The organism is Paraburkholderia phenazinium, assembly GCF_900100735.1.
Classification (GTDB): domain Bacteria; phylum Pseudomonadota; class Gammaproteobacteria; order Burkholderiales; family Burkholderiaceae; genus Paraburkholderia; species Paraburkholderia phenazinia.
Genome location: NZ_FNCJ01000030.1, coordinates 35,453 through 59,883 on the forward strand (window position 1 = coordinate 35,453; position 24,431 = coordinate 59,883).

Below are 24,431 nucleotides of genomic sequence, written 5' to 3' on the forward strand. Positions count from 1 at the left end.
TTTCATTGAGTCGAAATTCCGCAATGTTGGGGCCATTTGGTAATGGTCCGGTCGACCGCGAGGAAAGATAGCGGTCGCACGCAAGACTGCGCTGCCTCGCTCCGGTCGGTGCGAACATGATGCTCGGCTCAAAATGGCTCAGGTGCGCCGCAATCAGGATTCCATGCACTCCTAAAAAAAGTGCTGGATACCAACCGACACACCTGTCGTAGACCGGCCGGATGCCAGACCTGCGCCCGTAAGCGAGGCGACGCTATTGGGGCCAGACGCGTGCTGGAAGGTCACCTGCTGGTAGACCGTAGTTCTCTTCGAGAAGAGATAGGAGTTCGAGATGGTGATGGTCTTCCAGTTTCCGCCGTCGAGATTTTCCACCCACCCGCCAATCGCGAGGACATCATAGGGAGTGATCGTCCAGTTCGCCCCGGCGTCAACCGTGTTGGCGTTACCCTGACCAGTCGTCAATGTGATGCGTGACTGCGTGAACGTGGTGTGCAGAAGCACATTATTGAATTGATACGATGCCCCGAGCCCCCAATTGACGAGCTTGTTGGCAACAACGCCTTGGGCCTGCGGAAGTGGTGTCCCAAACAGCGACGGAAGACCAATAAAGCTGGAAAGCTCCAGAAAACGGTTGTTCTCGTTCGCGTACGTGGCGGCCAGACTCAGAGGTCCTCCCTTGTACTGAACAAAGAACGAGTAGTCCCTGCTTTCGCTGAAATTGCCAGCCACATTGCCAAATGCAAATTCCGCCCCTGAGGAGAACCCGCCAAGGGTCGGGCTCACATATTTCACCGCATTGTTGAACTGGAAGAAGTTGGCAATTTCATCCAGATTGCCCTCGTGAAGCGAGAGAATGTTGCCGAGGACGAGAGGCGTTTGATAATTGGACAGAATGTCATACATGAAGCTGGGTTGGTGACCGAGCGTCAACGTGCCATAGGTGTTCGACTGCAGTCCGACATACGATTTTCTGTTGAATAACGTCCCGGGAACCAGCGCCTGGCCATTGTTCAGCAAGTACTCGTTCTGAAGATCGAAGATGGCGCGCAGGCCGCCGCCGAGATCCTCAACACCCTTCAAGCCGAACATGTCGGGTGAGTGCGTGTTTGCCTCCTGAAACAGGGCATGTCCTCCGACATTGCTAATGTACTGTATTGCAGTGTCCGCAATTCCATACAAGGTAACGTTGGATTGCGCGTTGGCGGAACCGGTCACGGAAAGTGCCACGACCGCGCCTGCCACTGTACGTCCAAAACTTGCCATGCCCTGTCTCCAATCCGGTTGTTGCTTCTTCCGAGGAAGCTATATGAATAATAAATTTGTACTACTAATGATATGAGACGCTGAAAAATTCAGACGTTTGTTCCGGTTGCTCGCTTCTCGCCGATCCCCTCCCAAGCTTGCCGGCGTTGCATTCAACAATAATGAATGACATAATCTATGTTGAACACTATAGGGGGCCACTCCTAGACGTGTCAACATGAGGGCCGTCCGTGGAAACCCGGGGCGGCGATTTTTTGTGACTTCCCTATGGCCCAAAAAATGACCGATGTGACTGCGAGGCGCGGTATTCAGTCTGTTGAGATTGCATTCCGAATCCTTTCGGCGTTGCAGACCAGCGTGCGAGCACTCCCTCTCAAGGAGATTGCTGCGTTGTCCGAACTGTCGCCGAGCGCGACGAGCAACTACATGATTAGTCTGGTGCGCACCGGGCTGGTGTCGCCGGACGAAAAGCCAGGCTGCTACAAGCTCGGGCCGGCGTCGCTTGCCTTGGGTATGAGCGCGATCAACCAGCTGGACGGATTCGATATCGTTCGCCGGGAGGTGATCGCCTTGCGGGAAGCAACACTGAGCGGCGCTGCGGTGACCGCATGGACCGAAGATGGGCCGGTGAGTCTCTTCAAGCAGGAGGGGCAGACGCGCAGTATTCTCGAGCTGAGAACGGGCCTGATTCCGCTGGTTACGACTGCCGCGGGAAGGCTCTTCATTGCCTGTCTTCAACCGGCGCGCACCGACGATCTCATTAGCCGGGAACTGCCTGCGGGACCGGAGTGGACACCGGCTTCCTTGCGGGAGGCGGCGATCACTGAATTGCGCACCTGTGGCTTCACAACGGTTCATCTCGGGGACATGGGTTACGTGTCTATCGCGGCCCCCGTCTGGGACAGGGACGGAGATCTCCGATTTGCCATCAGTCTCATCGGATCGCCTGCAACACTGAATACGGAAGTTGATGGTAAAGAGGTGAAGGCGCTACTCGATAGCGCGGTTCGAGCTACGGTTGCACTGGGCGGAAAGGTCCCCCTTAAAATCGGTTAGAAGCCGCGTGCATTACTGCCGATGCGCGCCGTCTTTCCCCACTGCGGCAGCAGTCAACACGATGGAATTGAATATCCCCGGTGCTTCAAGCTTCGGCATGTGGCCGATCGCATCGAGCACGTGCAGTGCCGAACTGCGGGCGGCCTCGTGGATCGGCCGGGCATGCTCGTCGATTGGTGCGAGGCGGTCCAGCTTGCCGATGATGACGGAGATCGGCGCCTGGATAGAAGGGACGAGGGATGGCGTATGTGTGGAGAAGAGCATGTCCACCGCGTGTTCCCATCCTGTAGGGGTCACCGCGTCTCTTAATCGGGATACGACCTCGCGGACCAGGGGGCCGGCGTTCGGAGCGAGCAGGGTGTCGACCACAGCGGCGCGCGTCTCGCTCGATTGCGCCGCTGCACCTCGCATCAGGAGTTCTCGTGCGGCGTTACGTTCCGCACCGGATAGATGGCCTCGCGCAACATTCGGAGCGCTCAATACGAGGGCGCGGGTAGCCGCTGGGTACCGCGCTGCAAACGTTGCAGCGACGACGCTGCCCCATGAACTGCCTACGACGGTTGCGCGCGAGATGCCGAGCGCAGACATCAGGTCCGCGAGTGCATCCGCATAGTCCGTGGCAGCCGGCGTGCTGATCGCAAAGGGACTGCTTTGCCCATAGCCGGGGGCGTCCCATGCAATCACCCGATGGTTCTTGCTCAGTGCGGCGAACTGCGCGCGGTATCCCGCCGAGCTCGAACCAATGCCATGCAGCAGTACGATGGCGGGCGCGTGCTCGTCGCCGGCAGCCCGATACGTGATGACCGGTTTGTCGCCCAAGGTGGGCAGACGCAATTGCACGTGTTCGATCGCGGGCAGCGAGGCTTCAAGTAGATGGCTATCTGTGTCAGTCATGGATCGGGTCTGGCCTTTATATCAGTCGCTTTAGCTTAGGGAAATGCCAATTCACGCTTCGCTCAATGCAGCAGAGATCTCCTGCGCAGCGGCCTGGAGGGCTTCCGCACAAGGGCCGTCAACCGCGGCGTCGAAATGCTCTGCCGGCCCGATTGCCGTTAGCGCCAGCACCGCCAGTCCGCTTGGAGAAAGAATGGGCACGCTGATGGCGTTGGCGAGTGCCCGATCGTCATAAAACGGCCCGGGCCGTCTCGTCGCGACATGCGAGGACCTTATGGACTCAAGCACGTTTGCGAGTGATACCGCGGTGAGAGGTAGTTCGTCTACGGCTTGTCGCGTGTTGTCGCGCAGTTCCGCCGTTACGAATCGATCGACCGCTTCGGGCGGAAGGAACGCCGTCAGCGCCAACCCCGAAGCGGAGGAAGTCACCGGAAGCACAAGCCCCAACGGCAGATCGGCGGCCACCGGCGTGGTTGCGGCTTGCCACGCGATCACCGTGGGACCGTGATTGCCCCACGCTACCAGCGCAAGTGTCTTGTCCAGCGTCCGCGCGAGCCGCAACATGGCGCGGCTTGCCAGCCGTACTGCGTGTGGCTGCGATTTCATCGCGCCCTTCGTTCCGACTGGCGCGATGCCGAGGTCGTGCGGGTCGGTGACCAGATACTGGCCGCCGCCAAATACCAGCGGCCGTCGCGTGCTCTGGCGTATGCAATCCACCGATCCGACATAAATCACGTGGTCTCCCCCGGGGTAGCGGGCGGCCACCTTGCACTCCAGCCATGCGCTGCAATCGCGCAACAGCGGCAGGCCGTCGACCCCACGCTCATAGTCGATGCCGGAGAATTTGTCCGGCGACCGGGTCGCAAAGTGATTGGCGAGGTCGTATTGGTCCTCAGCCAGAATGTTGATGGTGAATCTCCCGGCATCCTTGAACGCCGAATGGCTTCCCGCGGATGTCGCCTGGCTCCATAGAACAAGAGGCGGGTCGAGGGAGACCGAGGAGAACGAATTGGCTGTGAGGCCGTGCATTCGCCCCTCGGCGTCGAGCGTGGTGATCACGGTGACACCGGTGACGAATGACCCGAGCACGTCTCTCAGTTGACGTTTGTCGAACGTCCTGGTCGCGGGACGTTCGTGGTCTAACGAAGTGCTTCCGGTCATGACAGAACCTTTTGCGACTCGCTGAATGCCGGCATGACGGCCTCGTGAAACAGACCGATCGATGTCCAGGCTTCCTGAACGGACATGTCCCCGAACATGAACGTTCCGATCAGGTAGTTGAAACCCCCGTCGTTCGCCTGCTCTAGCAGCTTTTCACGAACCGTTTCCGGGCGGCCCACGACGGCGAGACCCGATTCCAGGAGCGGTTCGATCGTCGGCGGAAGCTTTGCGTTGACCGGTTCCGTGCCGTGCTTTTTCCAGAGCTTGAAAAAGTTCGGATAGAAGACCGACCATGCCCGTGAGGCAATTTCCATTGCCTCCTGATCCGTTTCCGCGACGACGATATAGCGATTCACGCCGATCAGCGGCTCAGGGGTGGATGGATGCCGTTTGCTGAATTCTTCGCGATATCGATCGGTGATGGCTGTGACTCGCTGGACCGGACCGCCGCACACGATGTTCATCTTCTCCTGGGCGGGCCACACCGTCGACTCCGGCGAGGCCAGCGCGTACCAGGTCGGAGGGGGCGTCTGCAGCGGTTTGAGTTCGATCGGCATGTCGTTGAACTGCCAGAACGTCCCCTGATAGTTGAGGGTGTCCGAGCTGAGATACCGCTTGATGATTTCGTGCGACTCGATGTATCTGGCCTGAGCCGTGGACGGATCGATGCCGAGCGCCTCGATTTCGTGGGGCGAGGCGCCTCGCCCCACGCCATACTCCAGGCGGCCGCCGCTCAGATTGTCGAGCATGCAAATTTCTTCGGCGAGACGCACCGGATGGTGGATCGGCAGAATGTAGACCAGCGGAGACAGGCGCAGTTTTTGGGTGCGCTGCGCGGCAGCCGCAAGAAACACGCTTTGCGATGGGCAAGCACTCAGGGTAGTCGCATGGTGTTCCGACATGTGGTAGCAATGGAAGCCGAGCCTGTCGTAGAGTCCGATAATCTCCAGCCTGTCTTCGTACTGCTTATGAATAGGCAGGCCGTTGCGGTCGTTTTGGTCAAATATGCCGAATTTCATCGATTTTCCAGTAAGGTATGAATTGAGCGATCTTCCGACTTAGCGCGGCGACGACTTGCTGAATACCTGAAAGATGTTCTCTTCCGGATCTTTGTAGGTGGCAACGACGCCGTGTGTGCCCATGTCGCGCTGCGCGAGTAGCTGGCCTCCGGAAGACAGGATTTTCTGCTGGACCTCGTCCTGCGCCTCCCCGGCAACATGGAAAACGGGGACCGCGCCAACGGCTCCTTGCGCCGCTTCCTCTGCCGAACTCAGTGCAAATGCGCTGCGCTGCAGACGGAACTGTGTCCACTTGTTCTCGTCACGAAACTGGACAGGCATCCCCAGCGAGGATGCATAGAAATTTTCCAGTCTGGCAATATCCTTGGAGACGAAATAGACCGTTTGTATGTCAGCTTCTGCCATCAAAGTACTCCTAAATGGTTATAAAGAAATTGCTGTCGCGTCCTCGTGAAGGAGCGTCAAGCTGTGTGTTGTTCTTTCAGTCCAAGCTCATCGATCATAATTTTCCGAATCAGGTACTTCTGGATTTTTCCCGTCACGGTGGTCGGAAACGAATCGACAAAGCGGATGTATTTAGGCACCTTGTAATGTGCTATCCGACCCTTGCAAAAGTCGCGGACTGCGGCGTCGTCCAAGGCCATCTCCGGCTTGACGACGATCCATGCGCAGAGTTCTTCGCCGAAATGCCGGTCCGGTACGCCGACCACCTGCACATCGAGAACGCCCGGGCAGGTGTACAGAAACTCTTCAATCTCCCGGGGATAAAGGTTTTCACCGCCGCGGATGACCATGTCCTTGATTCGCCCGACGATGTTGACAAAGCCATCCGAATCCATCGTGGCGAGATCGCCCGTGTGCATCCAGCCTTCGGCGTCGATTGCCTCGCGCGTCCGTTCGGGCTGGTTCCAGTAGCCAAGCATCACCGAGTAGCCACGGGTGCAGAGTTCGCCGGACTGACCGCGTTCCACGGTCTGGCCGGTCAGCGGGTCGACGATCTTTACGTCGAGATGAGGCAATACCTGACCGACCGTGGCAACCCGCTTCTCAACCGGGGTATCCGTCATGCTTTGGCAGCTCACCGGACTCGTTTCCGTCATGCCGTAAGCGATCGTGATCTCGGGCAGATGCATATCGCCGACCACCCGCTTCATGATCTCGATAGGGCAAGGCGAACCAGCCATGATGCCGGTGCGCAGGCTGCTCATATCGAACTCCGCAAAGCGCGGGTGATTGAGTGCAGCAATGAACATGGTCGGCACTCCGTACAGCGCAGTGCATTTTTCCGCCTGCACGGTCTCCAGGACGGCTTCGGCGTCGAAGCGCTCGGCGGGATAGACGATCGTCGAGCCATGGGTCAGGCAAGCCAGGTTGCCCATGACCATGCCGAAGCAGTGGTACATCGGCACCGGGACGCAGACTCGATCCGCGTGGGTGAGCTTCATGCACTCGCCCACAAAGAAACCGTTGTTCAGGATGTTGCGATGACTCAGCGTAGCGGCCTTGGGAAGCCCCGTCGTCCCGCTGGTGAACTGGATGTTGACGGCATCGTCCGGGCGCACGGTGCGGCGTACCGCCTCAAGCGCTGCACTGTCCGCAGCGGCAACGCGGAGCAGGTCGGAGAAGCGTTGCGCGCCGGGCTCGTCCGGGCAGTCGGCAGCGTCGATCCACCAGATCGTCTCGAGGCTCGGCAGCCGGTCCTTCCCCAGCTCCCGCAACATGCTCAGATATGCGCTCGACCGGTATCGGGCCATCGTCACAATGGCTTTGCACCCCACCAGGTTGAGTGCATGCTCCAGCTCCGAGGTCCGATAGGCTGGATTGATGTTGACGAGTATCAACCCCGCCTTTGCCGTGGCTACTTGCAATAGTAGCCAGGCGATATTCGTCTGGGACCAGATACCGATCCGGTCGCCCGGTTTGAGCCCTGAATCGAGAAGCGCTGCCGCTAGCCGGTCCGACTTTTCGCGAAGTTCGCGGTAGCTTAGCCGAACCCCTTCATGACGGCTGACCACCGCAACATGGTCGCCCATTTTGCTGGCGATCTCGTCGAATGCGTCGCCGATGGTCTTGTCGATTAGTTCGGGGAAGCGTGTTCCGCGCTCATAGGAAAGTGTCTGCATCGATATTTTCCGCGCCGTTGGTTTGCCTGAACTGAAGACTCATTTGCCGAGGAAAACGACTGGAGCCGGCTCTTCGCCGCGAGTGACGGCTTCTGCTCGTGCAGTTCGCCCTTTCCTGGCGTCTTCCGTCGTGTGCAGTGGCATGGTGAGGTCCAGGGTCAGCACGTCGGCACCGGGCACGCCGCCGCCCGACCATGCCTTGAGGAGCGCGCGAACGGCGCCATACGAGCGAGTCGGGCCGTTGGCAAGCTTGATGGCGAGATCCTCGGCGACTTTCTCGACCTGATCTTCGCCGACGACGAAGGCGGCAACACCGAGCTGACCGGCGGTCGTGCCGGACATGGGTTCGCTGAGCATTGCATAGCGAGCTGCATACGCGCGCCCCGCTCTTTCCGCCAGACGCTGCACGCCGCCCGCGACAGGCGCCGAGCCGACGGACGCTTCAATGCAGCGGAAGGTGGCGTTCTCTGCCGCGACAATGAAGTCGCAAGCGAGAGCCAGCTCGAATGCGCCGCCGAATGCTGCGCCGCGCACCGCGGCAATCGTCGGGATCTGGAGGCCTTCGATTGACCGATAGGTATGGTGAATCTGCGCAATGAAGGTTCGCCAATCGTCGAAACCTTTGTCGATGAAATCGAGGACGTCGCCGCCCTTGCTGAAATCGGGGCCCTGGGCACGGAACAGGAGCGAGCGGATATCGGCCTTGCTGGCCTCCCGGACCGAACTCTCGAGGCAGTCGGCGAAATCGGCCGCAATGAGATTGAAGGGAGGATTGGCCAATACGATATGGCCTACGTTCTGACGACGTTCGAAGTAGATGCTTTTCATTGAAAGGAATCCTTAATAAATGATGGCGATCCTGAAAGCCTTGATGTCTCCTGCCAGGCTCTGCGCATTCATTCAACAATAGTGAATGCGTGCAGCATTGTTGTATATTAGGATGCCGGTGAAGGCGTGTCAACCTGTTCGCCGATGACGGCATGCCAGGGATTACACCTTGGGTGGCATCTCTGGATTGATTCTTGTCGTTCTGCCAAGGGCAACGATGCGTTGCAACCGTGGAGATAGGCGAGTGAGCGTGGTGGACGTAGCATCCAGATCGAACCCCTCGCCGGGTGCAAGCGATTTCCCCCAGCGGTATCACTGCAGATATAGGAAGGAGCTCGAAATGTCGAAAGTTCTGGTTTTGTACTATTCGTCGTATGGCCACGTCGAAACGCTGGCGGATGCCGTCGCCGAAGGCGCGCGCTCGACAGGCGCTACGGTCGACGTCAAGCGGGTGCCGGAAACTGCCCCACAGGAGGTCGCCAAGGCCGCCTACTTCAAGCTGGACCAGAAGGCGCCGGTTGCCACGGTCGCCGAGCTGGCCGACTACGACGCCATTGTGGTCGGCACGCCGACCCGGTTCGGGCGCATCTCGTCGCAGATGGCGGCATTCCTGGATCAAGCCGGCGGCCTGTGGATGAGCGGCGCGCTGAACGGCAAGGTCGGCGGCGCCTTCACTTCCACCGCCAGCCAGCACGGCGGACAGGAAACGACGCTGTTCTCGGTCATTACCAATCTGCTGCACTTCGGCATGACCATCGTCGGCCTGCCGTACAGCCACCAGGGGCAGATGACGCTGGACGAAATTGTCGGCGGTGCTCCCTATGGCGCCACCACGATCGCCGGTGGACAAGGCCAGCGCCAGCCGAGCGCTATCGAGCTTGCCGGCGCTCGCCACCAGGGCGAACTGATCGCCCGGACGGCAAACAAGCTGTTTGGCTGAGCGTCAGTCAAATTCACCCCATCAATTCGAAGGAGCGGACCATGCAACGTCCGACGACTGCAGGTGTGTCGAGGAATTTCGTCGTAACCCATCCGCTGGACCCGGAAGATGGGGTGATCGTCACCGCCTCGCGAGAAATGGCGAGGCCCATGAAAGGTAAGTTGAGGGGAATTGAAGGACGTGAGCCATTCAATGCCTTGATGGAGGGCGTTTTGCCACGCGATGACGTGAGCTTCGAATCCGACACGGTTGGCGGTATCCCGGGGCTCTGGGTTCATCCCGCGCATGGCCGATCCAGCGAGGCGATTCTCCATCTGCACGGCGGATGGTTCAACCTGGGAACGGCGAAAGCATTCCGTCACCTGGTCGGGCAGATCGCTGCGAGGGCGGGAGCGAGTGCATTTATCCCGGACTACCGGCTTGCTCCCGAGCATCCCTTTCCTGCGGCCGCCGACGATGTGCTGGCGAGTTACCGCGGGCTCGAGGAAAGGGAAATTCGCCGGATTGCCATCACGGGAGACTCTGCCGGGGGCAATCTCGCACTGGTACTCGCTGCGCGCGTTTCCGGCGACGCGGTCTCCGCCCAGGCGGCCCTGGTTGGAGTGGCCGCACTATCGCCGGTGACTGATTTGACGCTCTCGGGCGAGACATACGTGACGCGCGCGGATGCCGATCCGTATTTCACCCTCCCGCAGGTAGCGGAACTGGTGCGTTCCTATTTGGGGAGTGCCGATCCGAAACTTCCGCTCGCTTCGCCGCTCCACGCGCGGCTTTCCGGGTTGCCACCCGTACGCATTCATGTCGGAGACGACGAACTATTGCTCGACGATTCGCGCAGCTATGTCGAGCGTGCAGTTGCCGCCGGAACCGATGCCCGGCTTGATGTCTGGATGGGGATGCCGCATGGATTCGCCGGCAGTATCGGCAGGTTGAAGGCGTCGGCACAAGCGTTGGATGCCATCGGCGTGTTTCTCGCTGAGAAGCTGCTGGCAGGTGCTGGCCCGCACACTGCACGCTGAAACCACGGCGCAAGTTGCGGGGCACACCGCTGGCGGCCGCGCTAGCGCTGCCGGTTCAGACCTTCACATCCTGCAACGAGTGCATCGAGCAGGTGACGGACTGCTGGGACCATGCCTCGGCGCGTGGGGAAGATCGCATGGACCAAGCCCGGCGTGGTGGCCAGATCCGGCAGCAGGTGTTGCAGGCGGCCGGCCTGAAGATCGGCCTCAATCAGTTCCCTGGGCAGCATTGCCACGCCGACGCCCGATATCGCCGCCACCCGAAGACTCGCCAGGTCGTCGGTCGCCAGGCGCGGCTGATGCGCCCATGATGTCACGCGCCCCTCGGCGTCGACCACGTTCCAGACGAATCGCTCACTGCTGCTCGCCATGGAGAGGGTGGGCCAGTCTTTTACGGATTCGATCGAACTGGGCGCCGGATGGCGCGCCGCCAGTTCGGGACTGGCCACCAGAATGTGGATCGACAAGCCCAACTGCCGGACGGCGAGATCGGTATTTTCCAAGGGTGGAAGCCTGACCCGGATCGCAAAGTCCAAGCCTTCCTCGACGACATCCACCCGGCGGTTGGTTGCATCCAGCAGGACCTGGACATCGGGGTTGTCCTGGACGTATCGCGCGATGATCGTGGAGATGCCGGACTCCAGCAAGGCTACCGGGCAGGCGATGCGCACGGTGCCCTGCGGCTTGGAGCGGGTGCGCTCCACGATGTCTTTGGCGGCCTTGGCTTCCGCCACGAGCGCCAGGCAATGCTGGTGGAACTGCCGTCCGGTTTCCGTCAACGACAGACTTCGACTGGTGCGATTGAGCAGGCGCACGCCAAGTTCTTCTTCCAGGGCGCGAATGCGCCGGCTGAGTTTCGACGTCTGCAGGCCGAGGTTGCGCGCGGCCGCCGTGTAGCTGCCATGCTCGACCACTTCTGCGAAGAGCCAAAGATCATTGAGGTCAGCGATTGCGTTCATGGGCAGATTTCAGCTCCTTCTGATCGTTCTATCTGAAGCAATGATGCGTTCCAATGCAGGAGATATGCGCGTGTTCATTGCAAATATAGCATTCGTCTCATCAGCTGCACCAGCGCCGAATTGGCAGGTGGCACAGGTGACCAGCGCCGTCGCAATTGCGGTGGCGGGAAACGGAGTCGGACATGCTCACACACAGACGTTGGGAATCATTGGACCGGGGAGATCTCGGCTGGCTGCGCGCGAAACATCATTTCGCAGTTAGCGCCGACGGCAACCCCGCGCACGCCGCCTTGGGCCCGCTGATTGTCTGGAACGACGACGAGATCGCCGTGGGCAGCGGCTTCCCCATGCACGGGCATCGTGACATGGAGATCATCACCTATGTACGCCAGGGCCTGCTCGGGCATCGGGACACTTTGGGCTCCGAAGGAACGATCCACGCAGGCGATGTGCAGGTCATGAGCGCCGGAACGGGCATACGTCACGCTGAATTCAACCGCGGCGAGGTGCCGCTCAAGCTTTACCAGATCTGGCTGCTGCCTCGTGAAGCCGGTGGCAAGCCCGCATGGGGTACCAAGCAGTTTCCAAAAGGCGACCGGTCCGGACGATTCGTAGTCCTTGCCAGTGGGTTCGCCGGCGATGAAGGAGCGCTTCCCATTCGCGCCGATGCACGTGTGCTTGGCGCGATGCTAAAGGCTGGCGAAAGCGTTCGCTACGAGCCAGGAACAGCACGTCGTGCCTATCTCGTCGTGGCCTCGGGACGCATCGAAGTAAATGGCGAGCCCGTTGGGCCGCTTGACGGCGTGGCGATCACGAAGATCGCCGCGGCGCAGATTTCGGTTCTTGAAGATTCTGAGCTGGTGATGGTGGACGCCGGCTAATTCCCTTTTCGTAATCCACCTTCGCATATTCACTTCAGGAGTTTGTCATGGAACGTTTTAAATTTCTTCCGCTGTTGGGTCGTATCTTGATCGGTGCGCCGTTTGTCATGAGTGGGCTGGGCAAGCTCGCGGCGTACGGGGCGACGGTTGGCTACATTGCAGCCATGGGTCTGCCCGTGCCGCCACTCGCGTTCGTTATTGCCGTGCTGACCGAGCTGGGCGGCGGCCTCTTGCTGCTGTCGGGCTACAGGGCTCGCGCCGTGTCGCTGGGGATGGCAGTGTTCTGTGTGGTCACTGCGATTTTCTTTCACCACAATTTCGCAGATCAAAACCAGATGATTCACTTCCTCAAGAACGTGATGATGGCTGGCGGCCTCCTGCAGATCACCTGGTTCGGCGCCGGCGCGTTCAGCCTGGACGCGCGCTCGGGGCGGGTCGCTTTGCGTGCTTCGCGTCTGAAGGCAAGCTGAGCCCGGCATGCGGTTTTCCATGCACCCTCATTCCGGTCTCGCCACGACGACCGTGCTGCTGGAAGGTGAAGTGGAGTATGAAGACACCACCGGTGCAGCAGGGATCATGCCGTCCGGCAGCGTCGAGTGGATGAATGCGGGCAGGGGTGTGTGGCACGATGGCCGCGCCAGAGGCGATGGGCCGGTGCGCGGGTATCAGTTGTGGGTCGCGTTGCCGCCTGAGCTCGAACTGGGCGAACCCCGCAGCCAGTATTTATCGGTGAGCGAGATCCCCCACACCGGTCCAGCCCGCGTCGTCCTGGGCCGTTATGGGAACGTCGAAAGCCCGGTACTCGCACCCGCAGGCATCAACTACCTGCTCGTGCGGCTATTTGCCGGCGAGCAGTGGCAGTACACGCCGCCGGCCGGCCACAACATCGCATGGCTAAGTATTCAACGTGGCGCACTGCGCATCGCCGACGAATCCATCGCCAACGAGCTGGCCGTGTTTGGCGAGTCCGAAGACGTGTTGGCATTTACAGCCGACGAAGATTCGGAGTTCGTCATCGGCTCCGCGGTCCCACATCCGCACAATCTCGTGCTTGGCTATTACTCGGTTCATACGTCGCTGGCGGCGTTGCGTGCGGGGGAGGCCAGGATCAAGGAGATTGGGGCACAACTGAGTCGCCGCGGGCGCATCGGGTAATCTGCCAAATGCGGTTTCGGCAGGTTGCGAAGACTCTATCGGGAAACCCTCATGCTAAACGTTCATGTTGGTAACGCGGCCATTCCGGCCATCGGTTTTGGTACTTACGGGATGAGTGCCGACGAGATCTATCGGCTCATTCCCGCAGCCCTTCGTGCCGGCTTCCGCCATATCGACACGGCGCAAATCTACGGTAACGAGGGCGAAATCGGCGACTGCGTCGCCGCGTCCGGTATTCCAAGAAGCGAAATTTTTCTGACGACCAAGGTCTGGGTGAGCAACTACTCAGAGCGATTGTTCGAAGCGTCTGTCGACGAAAGTCTCCGCAAGCTCAAGACGGACTATATCGATCTGCTCTTGCTGCACTGGCCGGGATCGAAGGTGCCGCTGGCCGAGCAGATCGCGGGACTCAACGCAGTCGTGCGCGCCGGCAAGGTTCGGCACATCGGCGTCAGCAATTTCAACCGCGCCCTGATGACGGACGCTATCCGGCTCTCTGCGGTTCCTCTCGTGACGAATCAGTTCGAATACCATCCGTATCTGAACCAGTCCTTGCTCATTGATAGCACGCGGCAAGCTGGGCTTGCCGTGACCGGATACTGCGGCATGGCGATTGGCCGTGTCTTCTCGGACCCGACGCTCAAGGAGATCGCGGCCCGCCATGACAAAACCATCGCCCAGATCGTCTTGCGGTGGCTTGTTCAACAGAGCGGGATGGTCGCCCTTTCAAGAACCACCCGGATCGATCGACTGGCGCAGAATCTGGCGGTATTCGACTTCGAGCTGGATGGCGAGGACATGGCGGCAATACATTCGTTGGCGACGGCAGGCAGCCGGATTGTCGATCCGCCTGGACTCGCGCCGGTGTGGGACAGTACGCCATAACGAATTCGTCAGGATGCCGGTCAGCTGGCCGCGAGCGTTCTCAGTCGCGCAAGCGATTCCTTCACGATCTCGACGTAGTCGCGTTGCTCGGACTCGCCGACCCACTGCACGAACGCAACCCTAAAGACGGCGATGCCCGCCTCGGCCGCGAGGCTCGCGTCCGGCTCACCGACACCGCGCTCGCGCAGTGCCTGTGCGAGCGCCGCGGATAGCGTCGCCATCTTGATCAGCTCGCGCTCGCGCAGGTCCGCGTTGGCCGCGATCACCTTGCTGCGCAGGCGCGCGAACGGGCGACGGTCGTCATCGAAGAAATCGCCGGCGCTCGACAAGGCGGCTGCGATCGCATCGACCGCTGAGGCCTCGGTTGGCGCCTGCGCCAGCGCATCGACCATCTTCTGCTGAAGACGTTCGGAGCCATTGAAGAGCACTTCGCGCTTGTCGGCGAAGTAGCGAAAGAACGTGCGCGCAGTCAGCCCCGCGCGTTCCGCGATGGCTGCCACGGTCGTCTGTTCGTAGCCGATCTCTCCGAACAGTTCGAGGGCCGCGGCACGGAAACGGCTCTCAGCATCGGGCTCCCAGCGACCCATATTTTCTCTCTTTTTGTTGACACAGAGTGACATCATAAGCCTATACTGATGTCACTCAATGACATCAAGGGAGTCTCTAATGCGAATTCTCGTTACCGGCGCCTCGGGCTGGATCGGCTCGGCCAGCGTTAAGGAACTCATTTCTGCAGGACACCACGTCCTCGGCCTCGCCCGCAACGACGAGTCCGCAGCCAGGATCGCGAAGCTGGGTGCCGAAGTGGTGCGCGGCAGCCTGGATGACCTTGCCAGCCTGCGCGGTGCAGCGGCGCTAGCCGAGGGCGTCGTGCACCTCGGTTACAACCACGATTTCTCGCAGATGGCGGCCGCGGCGCAGACCGATCGCGCGGCCATCGATGCGTTCGCGGACGTGCTGCAAGGCACCGGCGGCCCGCTGCTGATCGCGTCGGGCACGCTGGGGCTGCCCCGGGGCCGCGTGGGCACCGAGGAGGACATGCCGAGCGCCGGGATCCACCCGCGTATGGCCAACGCGGCCTACACCTTGGGCCTGGCTGATCGCGGCATCCGCTCGATGGTTGTGCGCTTCGCTCCGACGGTGCACGGCGCGGGCGGCGACCACGGATTCGTCGCGGTGCTGGCGCGCATCGCTCGCGAAAAGCGTATTTCGGGCTACATCGGGGATGGCCAGAATCGCTGGCCGGCGGTGAACAGGCTCGATGCCGCCAAGCTCGTGCAACTCGCAATCGATAAGGCGACGCCTGGCAGCGTGCTGCACGCTGTCGCCGAAGAGGGCATTGCCACGCGCGAAATCGCGACGGCGCTGGGACAGTTCCTGGACGTGCCGACGGAATCGATTCCCGTCGACCAAGCACAGGCTCACTTTGACTGGCTGGGTATGTTCTTCGGCGCCGATGCCCCGGCCTCCAGCGCACGCACGCGTTCGCAGCTTGGCTGGGAGCCGACGCACGGGACACTGTTGGAAGACATTGCGGCCGGACACTACCCCGGGAACTGAGGTGGGGCGGCCTGCTACGCGCGGCCCTCGCCAAAATGGCCGATGCCAAAAGCGAGGGCCGAAATTCTGGACCTCTAACTCATGAGCGTCATCAACCCCTGACGCAGCGAAACCCCGCATAAACATACTGATAATGCGCCTGAAACCAGTTGCGAAACGCAGGCCGCAACATGCATTGCGCGGTGCGCGCCGAGCCGCCCTTCAGCACGTAATGTTGCCCGTCGAAGAAGTTGGCCGAGTACCCCAGATAAAACGGAAACGGCTCGAAGCCGGGCAGTGCGTCGAATAGCGTCGAAGTCCATTCCCAACCGTTGCCGAACTGGCCTTCCACACCGAACGCGCTGATGTTGTCCGGGTGCGCGTCGACCGCCTGCGGGTCCCAACTGCGGAAATCGAAGTTGCCCGAAGCCGCGTGCGGGGCACCGTGCGCAGCGCGCTGCCATTGCGCTTCGGTCGGCAGTGCTTTGCCGGCCCAGCGGGCATACGCGCTGGCTTCCGCATGGCTGACGTAGACCGGCCAATCGAGCGGCAAGGGGATCTCCTCGAACATGGTGCGCAGCATCCATGTGCCGTTACCATCGCCGTCGCGTTGCGACCAGCCTGTCGGGTGGGTGATCCGCTCGCTTTCCTTCCAGTCCCAGTCCCTGTCCTTCCACCACGTGCGCTGCTGGTAGCCGCCGGCGTTCACGAACTCCAGGTACGCGCCGTTGGTGACCATGTAGCGGTCTATCTCGAAGGCCGGCACGTCCACACGAAGTTCGCCGAACTCGTTGTCCCAGCCGAAACACCCGCTATCGCGCGGCATGCCGAGCAGCGCCGGGCCGGCCGGAACCAGGACCATCTGGGTGTGATCGGGCTCGCTCGCACGAAGTCCATGGCGCGATGCTGCGCCGCTGGCGTGACCCTCAGCGTCACCATGGCTGGGGCCAATCTTCTGCGCAAGCGGCAACTGATGCAGCATGTACGCGAGGGTCTCGGCGTGCATCAGGCGATGCTCGATGGCGACGTGCAGCAATTGCTCGGCCGCGCCGACTCGCGCGCCCTCTGCTTGCGGCTGCCCGTCGATGTTCAACGCCGCCAGCTCACGATCGATCTGCGCGCGCGCTTGCTGCCCATAGCCGCGCACGACTTCGAGCGACGGCCAGTCGCTGGGCACGTCGGTGGGGAGATCGCCGTCGACGGGATCGATGCCGAACGCGAACAGGTGGTCCAGTGAGGCATTGAACGCAGGAAGCGCGCACAGCCTTTGATCGAGCAGATTGCGGTCGAACGCTTCGAGATGCCCGATATAGAACACGATCCGGTGACGCTCGCGGATCGGCCGTTCGTACAGGTACTCGGGTTTGACGATGGAGAAGAGGGCGTCGGTAATCTGACGCGCGTCGATCAGGCGCTGGACTAGCGGATGATGCGGGGCGGGGTCGCGATTCATGTCGCCGGGTCTCCTTGAGGAGGACAGTTTGAAGACTGTACCCTACCTTCCCGCAGGACGCATGCCACGCGCCACTGGAAGCAGAGAGCCGTAGCGGCGCGGCTGGCCGCGCTGCACGACATTACATGGCCTACACGTGCCGCAGACCTTCGAGGTCGATGATGCGAATGAACTTGCCTTGCGTGTCGATCAGGCCGCGCTTTTGAAATCTTGACAGGGTGCGGCTCACTGTTTCGAGCGTGGTGCCGAGATAGCTGCCCATATCTTCACGCGTCATGCGCAGATTGAATTCCGCTGAGGAATAGCCGCGTTTCGCGTTGCGCTCCGAGACATCGAGCAGGAATGCGGCGACGCGTTCTTCCGCGGAGAGGGAGCCGAGCAGCATCATTTGTCCGCCCTCGCGGACGATCTGCTCGCCCATCATTTTGTGCAGCCGTTCCTGCATGGAGCCGATTTCGCGGCACAAACGTTTGAGCGCGACGTAGGGGATGATGCAGACGGTGCTGTCTTCCAGCGCGGTCGCGCTGCACGCGTGTTTGTCCTCGCTGATGCCGTCGAGACCGAGCGCTTCGCCCGCAAGGCGCAGGCCGGTGACCTGCTCGCGGCCGTCGCGGTGTGCCATGGTGGTCTTGAGGGAGCCGGAGCGTACCGCATACAGATGCTCGAATGCGTCGCCTGCCCGGTACAGCTTGTCGCCGCGCCGCACCGGGCGTGCGCTGCAGATCAGCGCTTCGAGCTTGGGCAACTCGTCGGACGAGAGCCCTTGCGGCATGCACAGTGGACGCATCGCACAACTGGAACAGCGCGCCGCGCTGCGCACGACAGGGCGCACGGGACGGGCGGGGCCAGCGGGAGGACGGCGGGCTGCGGACGGGGTGACGACGGTGGGCGTAAGCATGGTGTACGACCGGTTGTAAGGAAACAAACCCATTGTCCCACCATGGTTAATCGCTGTTTTGCGACAAAGTGACGCGTCAGGGCGCCGCGTCTCTTTGCGCAACGTCACAAGGCCGCAAGGTTGCATCCGGCCCCGGGAACACTGGGCCGCAGGTGCCGTCAGGGCGCCCAGCGGCCGCTGGAAATCACGCCGTTGCCTGCGCCGCGTGCTCCTGTCCGGCGGCCGATGGAATCAGCAGTACGGGTAGCGCCGCCTGCCGTACACAGCGTTCGGCGACGCTGCCGAGGAACAGCCGCTGTACGCCCCGGCGCCCGTGCGTGCCCATCACCAGCAGATCCGCATTGAACGCGGCGGCGGCTTTCAGCACGACCGTGGCGACGTCGTCGAGCGAGGACGCTTCACCCGCCGCCGCTTCCCCCGCGACGCCGCTTGCCCGCATGGCCTGGGTCAATTCGGCACCGAGTTCCTTGCCCTGTTCGACCAGCCGGTTGCGCAGGATGGACGGGTCGTAGCCCGGCGCTTCGAAATACAGCGGGGTGTTCTCGACAACGTAGAACGGCTGAAGCACGGCGCCCATCGAACTGGCCAGGTTCAGGGCGGATTCAAAGGCACGGCGAGAGGTGTTGCTGCCGTCGACCGCTACGAGGATGCGTTTGTACATAGTTGGACTCCACGTCGGAAGGGTTCGGGACCGGCTGTGCCCAATCGCGACTCAAGATGGGCGACCGAGTGCCGGTGTCAGCTTAAATGATGGCTGAAGAATGTGCCTTTTCGTCAGGATGTAAATCAAACACTTGTCAAATTTACAGATGTAAAACCACAACGTCATTGCACCGCCCAGCCGGCCTCGGCGGGCTTTTTTGACACACTTGGGACGATCTTTGCGCATCCGCGGCGCCTTGTTTGCCTTACAATCGGGGTCTATTCAGACAAGCCAACTTCTCAGCGAAGATGAACGAGCGCAAATCGACGGGCTTGCCCGACAAGATCTACGGCGACATCCTGAACCGCATACTCGAAGGCGAGTACAAGGAAGGGGAGCGCTTGCCTACCGAGCACGCCCTCGCCGAACGTTTCGAAACCTCGCGGCCTACCGTGCGCGAAGCGCTCGCCCGTTTGCGCGCCGACGGCATCATCGTCACGCGGCACGGCTCGGGCACCACAGTTGCGCGCCGGCCCGATCCGGATGTGCGCCGCTTCGCGCCGCTCGAGACGCTCTCCGATATTCGCCGCTGCTACGAATTTCGCATCGTCACCGAAGCCGGCGCGGCCGAGCTCGCGGCGCAGAAAGCCGAGCCGGACGACATCGCCGCCATCCAGCACGCCTGGGACGAACTCGAGCGTATCGTCGAAACCCAGGGGATCGGCGCGAAGGACGACTTCTCGTTTCACCTCGCGGTCGCACGGGCCTCGAAGAATCCGTTTTTCATTACCGTGATGTCGTTCATCGAAGAGCAGATCGTCTTCAGCATGAACCTGTCGCGCAACCTCTCGCTGGTGAAGACGCTCGAGCGGCAGCGGCTGGTGCAGGCCGAGCATCTGGCGGTGCTCGAAGCGATCCGCCGCAAGGACGGTCCCGGCGCCGGGCGCGCCATGCGTGCGCACCTCGAAAACGCGCTTGAACGGATGTTCGGTTCCTGAGTTGTCCCCGTCTCTCCGGGCCGCGTAAAACGCGGCCCGTTTTTTAATCGGTCCGGCTCCGTGTCTGGCTTTTTCGCGCGCTGTGCCGCGTCATCGAAGTGAATCTTCCCCGCCCCCTGCCTTTTCGCGATGCCTTGCTGGCGATGCTCGGCATCGCGCTCGTCAACATGCTGGTCGCGCTCGACCAGACCGTGGTCAGTACCGCCTTGCCGTCGATCGTGTCCGAGTTGCGCGGCTTCGAGTACTACGCGTGGATCGCGAGCGCTTATCTGTTGGCCTCGGTGGTGACGGTGCCGGTGTTCGGGCGGCTCGGCGACTACTTCGGCCGCAAACGTTTCGTGCTGGCGGCGGTGATCGTCTTCACGGTGGCCTCGCTGTTGTGCGGGGTTGCGCCCAGCATGCCGTTCCTGGTGGTGGCGCGCGGCCTGCAAGGCGTGGGCGGCGGGATGATGGTCGGCACCGCGTTCGCCTCGATTCCCGATCTGTTTCCCGATGCCCGCGCGCGAGTCCGCTGGCAGGTCATCATGGCGGCGGCCTACGGCATCGGCACGGCGGCGGGGCCGTCTCTCGGCGGCTGGCTGAGCCAGCAGTTCGGCTGGCGTTCGACCTTCCTCGTCAACCTGCCGGTCGGCGCGCTCGCGCTGTATTTCATCTGGGCGCATCTGCCGAATTACCGGCGCGCGGTGAGCGGCGAGGTGCGCATCGACTGGACCGGCGCCGCGCTGGTGGCGCTGGTGCTGGGCGGCCTGCAGACGTTTATCGAAGCCGTGCCGAAGTCGGGTCTCACGACGGGCAATCTGCTGCTGGCGGCGCTCGTCGTAGTCGGCGCCGCAGCGCTGCTGATGTGCGAGCACCGCGCGACGCACCCCATCATCCCGCTCGATCTGTTCCGCGACGGCCAGCTCGTCACGCTGTTCACGCTGTCGCTGCTCTCGGGCTTCGTGATGTTCTCGCTGATCTTCTTTGCGCCGCTGCTGCTGCAAGGCGGCTTCGGCCTGACCCCGCAGCAGGCGGGGCTGCTGGCCACGCCGATTGCTGCCTGTATTGCGCTGGGCAGCGTGATCAACACGCGCATCGTGATTCACATGCCGAAGCCGACGCTGATTCTTTCGATCGGCTTCATCTTGCTGGTGGTCGCGTCGGCCGGCATTGCGCTCGCCACGCCGGCTACGCCGCATCTGTACCTCGAACTGGCGATGGCCGCGGTTGGCATCGGCCTCGGCTTCATTCTCAACAACCTGAACGTGTTCGGCCAGGAGATCGCCGGTCGAGAACGCTTCGGCATCACGACGGCGCTACTGCAGTCCACGCGGATGGTGGGTGGGATGCTCGGCACCAGCATCGTGGCGACGATCATCAACCGGCGCTACGAAGCCGGGGTGGCTGATGCCCTGCAGGTGCTCGGCGAGCCGGTGGCCTCTAAGTGGCTGCCAAAGTTGTCTGACCCGCGGATTCTGATCGACCCCAGCCTGCGCGATACCCTGCTTGGGGAGCTGGGACGGGCTGGCCTCGCCGGTCCCGCGCTAGTGGAAGCGGCGCGTCATGTGCTGGTTCAGTCGATTCATATCGGTGTGGTCCTGACAGGCGCTGCCGCGTTGGTGGCGGCTTTTGTGGTGCGCAGAATCTCGCATATCACTTTCAAGCGCAGCGGTAATTAAAAACGGCGTTTTTTACCTATTTTCAGGGGCCGCCATTCGGCGGTCCGGAAATAATTTCTCCATTTTCTGCCGTTAAAAACGCGCGAAAATCGCTATGCGTGTTGGGTCGGATTTGCACCTACCTACCTGGATAGGTGTGTCCCGGATCAGGGTCGATCAAAATTCATACAAATAACACCCAATCAACCTGAGAGACTCAACATGGAATTACTCGAAAATCACTGGAAAGCACCTGTCACCATTCAAAACCGTTCGGTTGACGTTGCAGAAGAGACGCCATCCACGGTTGATCGTCACCTCATCATTGCTTATCGCAAAATGAAAAAGGAGAGCCAGCGACGTTTCTGGGCGCGCTTTGGGGTCACCCAATCGCGTGGCAGCCGGTTCGAGTCGGGCGCGGAAATTCCGCCTCCGGTTTCAATCCTGCTGGGGCTTTACTTCCTGAAGACGATTTCTGATGGCGATTTGGGGCGTGCGGAGCGGGTGATTTACAGCCGTGACGCCGCAGCTTTGCTTAGCCAGGGTCAATAAGACCCAGTTGTGTAGCAATCACGGCCGCCGCGCGCCGCGAATTCACCCCGAATTTCGCTCTGATATTCTTGACGTGGAAGTTCACCGCAGCTTCCGAGCAGCTGAGAATATGTGAAATCTCCCAGGTGGATTTGCCGCGCGCGGTCCATTTCAGGCATTCGCGCTCGCGCGGCGTCAATTGCGGCAGCAGGCTTTGCGCATGCGAGCGGAGATGGCGGCGGCTCGTATCGATTACCAGATCGCGCAGCAGGACGAGATTGGGCAAGACGCCGTCGATCTGCGTCCAGAATGCGTCGGTCGTGTTGAAGTTGTTGGCGAAAGACAGCATGCCGGCTTCCTGATTCGGCCCGTGGATCGGCAGCGAAACGCCTGAGCGCAGGCCGTGCAGGCAGGCCAGCTCGTACATCTCCCGTTGCGGGCGCGTCGAGAACAGTTCCGGCGACCAGATCAGCGGCGTAGCACGCGTCATGCAATGGCTCACGACCGGGTCGATATGCATGAAGCCGTGCGCTTCGTAACTGCGCCACCACGTTGGCGAGTACGTGCTGCGCATGTACGCATCTTCCAGACGCATACCGGGGCGCGGCAGCATGGCGATCAGAACCCGATCGAAGCCCCAGCTACCTGCAATGGTGGTGAGCGCGTTGAACCACGTCGCTTCGTCTGGGGCATCCACCAGTGGCGACATTTGCTCAGTAAAATGTAGCGACACTTTCGTTCTCTCGATCGCAGCGGCCCGGCCGCGGGTTTCGCCGACGCGAACTCGCGACCGGCATGGTATTGGGCAGCAATTTATCACCGTTTATTACCAAGCGGCTCAAAACGCGAAGTCTGCTGCTAGTGTTTCGTAGCCAGAATCTTGGCGGCGGCGTAAAAACACCAAAAATATCGTCAGCAGGCCAACATTTGCCCGGCCGTATGCTGTCCTGTCTCGTGGGATTCAAGCCGGGCGGGGCGTTTTTTTCACAAATGTCAAATCGACTGACGCAAACGACTCGCGCCCGATTTAACCCTTGACGGGGCGGCCTTGCACGCCGGCCAGCAGGAGCATTTCGGGGAGCGGACGCTACCTATAAAACCTCTTGTTTCAATGAGGGCCGAAAGATTTGTTGTCGGAACCGCACAGTCACATTGAAGCTGTGCTCCAAAAAATAAATCGGCGGATCCGCTTGGAGGCGCTATTTTAACTTAATAGAGTCTTCATTCAAACGGCTGTATTAACAATAACTCGCGTTCTGCCTGTTTGATTAATTTGCTAATTGTTCTGCCAGGCCGACCGCGATATTGCCTTGCCGTTCCATTTTCAAATACCGGCTCGAAGCAGCCGCCCCGATTGGTGGCGCAGCGCTTTTCTATGTTGTCATACGAAAATCAAACGTTTTACGACGCCAGCGACGCGCCTGAGGCGTGCCGCATAGCACCCGGAAGCCGGTGAATTCAGAGATTTCCTTTGCCTTGCAGGGCACTTTCCGCAGCGCTCGCCTTGGCGTTCGCCTCGCAAATGTTGTTTGACAACATTGCGCGGCGGGTGCTACCTTGGCATCAATTCTTCGATACTGTCCTGAGGTGCCATGAAAATCTCTCCCATCCACGATAGCGAGTTCGCCGCCACCGTCATGGCTGTGCCGCCGCTGGCCCGCCGCGCAGACTACACGCTCGACGCCGCGGAAAACCTGAAACTGATCCGGCACATCGAGGCGGGCGGCGTGCGCACGCTGCTGTACGGCGGCAACGCGAACCTCTATCACGTGGCCGTGAGCGAGTATCGCGAGCTGCTGGATATCCTCGCCGCGAGCGCCGGTCCGGACACTCGCGTAATCCCTGCCATCGGCCCCGATTACGGCAAGATGGTCGATCAGGCCCGCATCCTTGCACAGACCTCGTATCGCACGGCGATGGTGCTGCCGCTAGCCGGCTTTACCACGTCCGAAGGCGTAGAGGCCGGGCTGACGCGTATCGTCGACGCGGCCGGCATCCCGCTCACGCTGTACATCAAGAGCGAAGACTACGTGGACGTGGAGACGCTGGCGCGTCTGGTGGACCGCGGCACGCTGATCGCGGTCAAGTACGCCATCGTGCGCGACAATCCGGCGGATGATGCCTATCTGCGCCGCCTGCTGCAAAGCGTGCCGGCCGCGAAGGTGGTCTCCGGCATGGGCGAGCGGCCGGCGCTGGTGCATCTGCGCGAGTTTGGCCTCGCCGCGTGGACGACCGGCTCGGGTTGCATCGCGTCGCATGCGGTGACGGCCTTGCTGCACGCGGTCAAGGCGGGCAGCATGAGCGAGGCGCAACGCATCTATGATGCCTTCATGCCGCTCGAAACCCTGCGCGACGATATTTCGCTGATCCGCGTGCTGCACGACGCCGTGACGTTCTCGAAGATCGCCGACATGGGTCCGATGCTGCCCCTGCTCAGTTCGAGCCCACTGGAGCATCATGCGAATATCGACCAGGCCACCCAGGCGCTGCTCGCGTTCGAAAAGCAGTTTGCCGGCGCCGCCGCAACAGTACGTTAAAGGAATCACACG

General features: G+C 61.2%; 25 protein-coding genes. 12 read left to right on the forward strand and 13 right to left on the reverse strand.

The window, feature by feature from the left end:
* Nucleotides 1–171: 171 nt before the first annotated feature.
* Complete coding sequence (locus BLQ92_RS36575; RefSeq protein WP_090695270.1) at nucleotides 172–1,263, reverse strand: porin; 1,092 nt, start codon at nucleotides 1,261–1,263, stop codon at nucleotides 172–174.
* Nucleotides 1,264–1,542: 279 nt separating this feature from the next.
* Between BLQ92_RS36575 and BLQ92_RS36580 the strand changes: the two genes are divergently transcribed.
* Nucleotides 1,543–2,319 carry an IclR family transcriptional regulator gene (locus BLQ92_RS36580; RefSeq protein WP_175773396.1) on the forward strand — a complete coding sequence of 259 codons (777 nt, stop codon included), beginning with the start codon at nucleotides 1,543–1,545 and terminating at the stop codon, nucleotides 2,317–2,319.
* 12 nt (nucleotides 2,320–2,331) lie between these two features.
* On the opposite strand, the gene BLQ92_RS36585 is transcribed toward BLQ92_RS36580, so the two are convergent.
* The 6 genes from BLQ92_RS36585 to BLQ92_RS36610 are packed head-to-tail and all read right to left on the reverse strand — an operon-like array spanning nucleotide 2,332 to nucleotide 8,344.
* On the reverse strand, nucleotides 2,332–3,213 hold the full coding sequence (locus BLQ92_RS36585; protein WP_090695278.1) for an alpha/beta fold hydrolase: 882 nt from the start codon (nucleotides 3,211–3,213) through the stop codon (nucleotides 2,332–2,334).
* 51 nt (nucleotides 3,214–3,264) lie between these two features.
* Entirely contained in the window at nucleotides 3,265–4,374 is a 1,110-nt protein-coding gene (locus tag BLQ92_RS36590) for a flavin reductase (protein ID WP_090695282.1), read from the reverse strand.
* Complete coding sequence (locus tag BLQ92_RS36595; RefSeq protein ID WP_090695285.1) at nucleotides 4,371–5,393, reverse strand: LLM class flavin-dependent oxidoreductase; 1,023 nt, start codon at nucleotides 5,391–5,393, stop codon at nucleotides 4,371–4,373. Before BLQ92_RS36595 ends, BLQ92_RS36590 begins: the two co-directional genes overlap by 4 nt.
* A 39-nt stretch (nucleotides 5,394–5,432) precedes the next feature.
* Nucleotides 5,433–5,798: a VOC family protein gene (locus BLQ92_RS36600; protein ID WP_090695289.1), complete on the reverse strand. Its 366-nt coding sequence runs from the start codon at nucleotides 5,796–5,798 to the stop codon at nucleotides 5,433–5,435.
* A 56-nt stretch (nucleotides 5,799–5,854) separates the two neighbouring features.
* Complete coding sequence (locus tag BLQ92_RS36605; RefSeq protein ID WP_090695292.1) at nucleotides 5,855–7,516, reverse strand: AMP-binding protein; 1,662 nt, start codon at nucleotides 7,514–7,516, stop codon at nucleotides 5,855–5,857.
* 39 nt (nucleotides 7,517–7,555) lie between these two features.
* Nucleotides 7,556–8,344: an enoyl-CoA hydratase/isomerase family protein gene (locus BLQ92_RS36610; RefSeq protein WP_090695296.1), complete on the reverse strand. Its 789-nt coding sequence runs from the start codon at nucleotides 8,342–8,344 to the stop codon at nucleotides 7,556–7,558.
* 340 nt (nucleotides 8,345–8,684) lie between these two features.
* Between BLQ92_RS36610 and wrbA the strand changes: the two genes are divergently transcribed.
* Nucleotides 8,685–9,284 carry an NAD(P)H:quinone oxidoreductase gene (gene wrbA, locus BLQ92_RS36615; protein WP_090695300.1) on the forward strand — a complete coding sequence of 200 codons (600 nt, stop codon included), beginning with the start codon at nucleotides 8,685–8,687 and terminating at the stop codon, nucleotides 9,282–9,284.
* A 41-nt stretch (nucleotides 9,285–9,325) separates the two neighbouring features.
* A complete protein-coding gene (locus tag BLQ92_RS36620; RefSeq protein ID WP_090695304.1) occupies nucleotides 9,326–10,303 on the forward strand; it encodes an alpha/beta hydrolase in 978 nt (325 codons plus the stop codon).
* 41 nt (nucleotides 10,304–10,344) lie between these two features.
* On the opposite strand, the gene BLQ92_RS36625 is transcribed toward BLQ92_RS36620, so the two are convergent.
* Nucleotides 10,345–11,262 carry a LysR substrate-binding domain-containing protein gene (locus tag BLQ92_RS36625; RefSeq protein WP_090695307.1) on the reverse strand — a complete coding sequence of 306 codons (918 nt, stop codon included), beginning with the start codon at nucleotides 11,260–11,262 and terminating at the stop codon, nucleotides 10,345–10,347.
* Between the two features lie 182 nt (nucleotides 11,263–11,444).
* Here BLQ92_RS36625 and BLQ92_RS36630 point away from each other — a divergent pair, with 182 nt between their 5' ends.
* From BLQ92_RS36630 to BLQ92_RS36645, 4 genes are read left to right on the forward strand one after another with little or no spacing between them, the layout of a single operon-like run.
* Nucleotides 11,445–12,143: a pirin family protein gene (locus tag BLQ92_RS36630; protein WP_090695311.1), complete on the forward strand. Its 699-nt coding sequence runs from the start codon at nucleotides 11,445–11,447 to the stop codon at nucleotides 12,141–12,143.
* Nucleotides 12,144–12,190: 47 nt separating this feature from the next.
* Nucleotides 12,191–12,613 (forward strand): DoxX family protein, encoded by a 423-nt coding sequence (locus tag BLQ92_RS36635; RefSeq protein ID WP_090695314.1) that lies wholly within the window; start codon nucleotides 12,191–12,193, stop codon nucleotides 12,611–12,613.
* Between the two features lie 7 nt (nucleotides 12,614–12,620).
* The gene (locus tag BLQ92_RS36640; RefSeq protein ID WP_090695318.1) at nucleotides 12,621–13,298 is read left to right on the forward strand and encodes a pirin family protein; all 678 of its coding nucleotides are present in this window, start codon (nucleotides 12,621–12,623) and stop codon (nucleotides 13,296–13,298) included.
* Nucleotides 13,299–13,349: 51 nt separating this feature from the next.
* On the forward strand, nucleotides 13,350–14,183 hold the full coding sequence (locus BLQ92_RS36645) for an aldo/keto reductase (RefSeq protein WP_090695322.1): 834 nt from the start codon (nucleotides 13,350–13,352) through the stop codon (nucleotides 14,181–14,183).
* 20 nt (nucleotides 14,184–14,203) lie between these two features.
* On the opposite strand, the gene BLQ92_RS36650 is transcribed toward BLQ92_RS36645, so the two are convergent.
* Nucleotides 14,204–14,770 (reverse strand): TetR family transcriptional regulator, encoded by a 567-nt coding sequence (locus tag BLQ92_RS36650; RefSeq protein WP_090695325.1) that lies wholly within the window; start codon nucleotides 14,768–14,770, stop codon nucleotides 14,204–14,206.
* 79 nt (nucleotides 14,771–14,849) lie between these two features.
* On the opposite strand from BLQ92_RS36650, the gene BLQ92_RS36655 reads away from it, so the two are divergent.
* The gene (locus tag BLQ92_RS36655) at nucleotides 14,850–15,743 is read left to right on the forward strand and encodes an SDR family oxidoreductase (RefSeq protein ID WP_090695329.1); all 894 of its coding nucleotides are present in this window, start codon (nucleotides 14,850–14,852) and stop codon (nucleotides 15,741–15,743) included.
* Between the two features lie 91 nt (nucleotides 15,744–15,834).
* Here BLQ92_RS36655 and BLQ92_RS36660 read toward each other — a convergent pair whose 3' ends face one another.
* The 3 genes from BLQ92_RS36660 to BLQ92_RS36670 all read right to left on the reverse strand — a co-directional run bounded on the left by BLQ92_RS36660 (nucleotide 15,835) and on the right by BLQ92_RS36670 (nucleotide 18,734).
* Entirely contained in the window at nucleotides 15,835–17,175 is a 1,341-nt protein-coding gene (locus BLQ92_RS36660) for an SUMF1/EgtB/PvdO family nonheme iron enzyme (RefSeq protein ID WP_090695333.1), read from the reverse strand.
* Nucleotides 17,176–17,305: 130 nt separating this feature from the next.
* A complete protein-coding gene (locus BLQ92_RS36665; protein ID WP_090695337.1) occupies nucleotides 17,306–17,962 on the reverse strand; it encodes a helix-turn-helix domain-containing protein in 657 nt (218 codons plus the stop codon).
* A 295-nt stretch (nucleotides 17,963–18,257) separates the two neighbouring features.
* Nucleotides 18,258–18,734, reverse strand: a complete 477-nt coding sequence (locus BLQ92_RS36670; protein WP_090695341.1) for a universal stress protein — start codon at nucleotides 18,732–18,734, stop codon at nucleotides 18,258–18,260.
* A 290-nt stretch (nucleotides 18,735–19,024) separates the two neighbouring features.
* Here BLQ92_RS36670 and BLQ92_RS36675 point away from each other — a divergent pair, with 290 nt between their 5' ends.
* From BLQ92_RS36675 to BLQ92_RS36685, 3 genes are all read left to right on the forward strand, one after another.
* Nucleotides 19,025–19,714, forward strand: coding sequence for a FadR/GntR family transcriptional regulator (locus tag BLQ92_RS36675; RefSeq protein ID WP_090695344.1), 690 nt, complete (start codon nucleotides 19,025–19,027; stop codon nucleotides 19,712–19,714).
* A 143-nt stretch (nucleotides 19,715–19,857) separates the two neighbouring features.
* Nucleotides 19,858–21,372, forward strand: coding sequence for an MFS transporter (locus BLQ92_RS36680; protein WP_090695349.1), 1,515 nt, complete (start codon nucleotides 19,858–19,860; stop codon nucleotides 21,370–21,372).
* Nucleotides 21,373–21,573: 201 nt separating this feature from the next.
* The gene (locus BLQ92_RS36685; RefSeq protein WP_090695353.1) at nucleotides 21,574–21,903 is read left to right on the forward strand and encodes a helix-turn-helix domain-containing protein; all 330 of its coding nucleotides are present in this window, start codon (nucleotides 21,574–21,576) and stop codon (nucleotides 21,901–21,903) included.
* Here BLQ92_RS36685 and BLQ92_RS36690 read toward each other — a convergent pair.
* Nucleotides 21,887–22,591 (reverse strand): helix-turn-helix transcriptional regulator, encoded by a 705-nt coding sequence (locus tag BLQ92_RS36690; RefSeq protein ID WP_090695357.1) that lies wholly within the window; start codon nucleotides 22,589–22,591, stop codon nucleotides 21,887–21,889. The genes BLQ92_RS36685 and BLQ92_RS36690 overlap by 17 nt on opposite strands.
* An 883-nt stretch (nucleotides 22,592–23,474) precedes the next feature.
* Between BLQ92_RS36690 and BLQ92_RS36695 the strand changes: the two genes are divergently transcribed.
* Entirely contained in the window at nucleotides 23,475–24,419 is a 945-nt protein-coding gene (locus BLQ92_RS36695) for a dihydrodipicolinate synthase family protein (protein ID WP_090695361.1), read from the forward strand.
* Nucleotides 24,420–24,431: the final 12 nt, after the last annotated feature.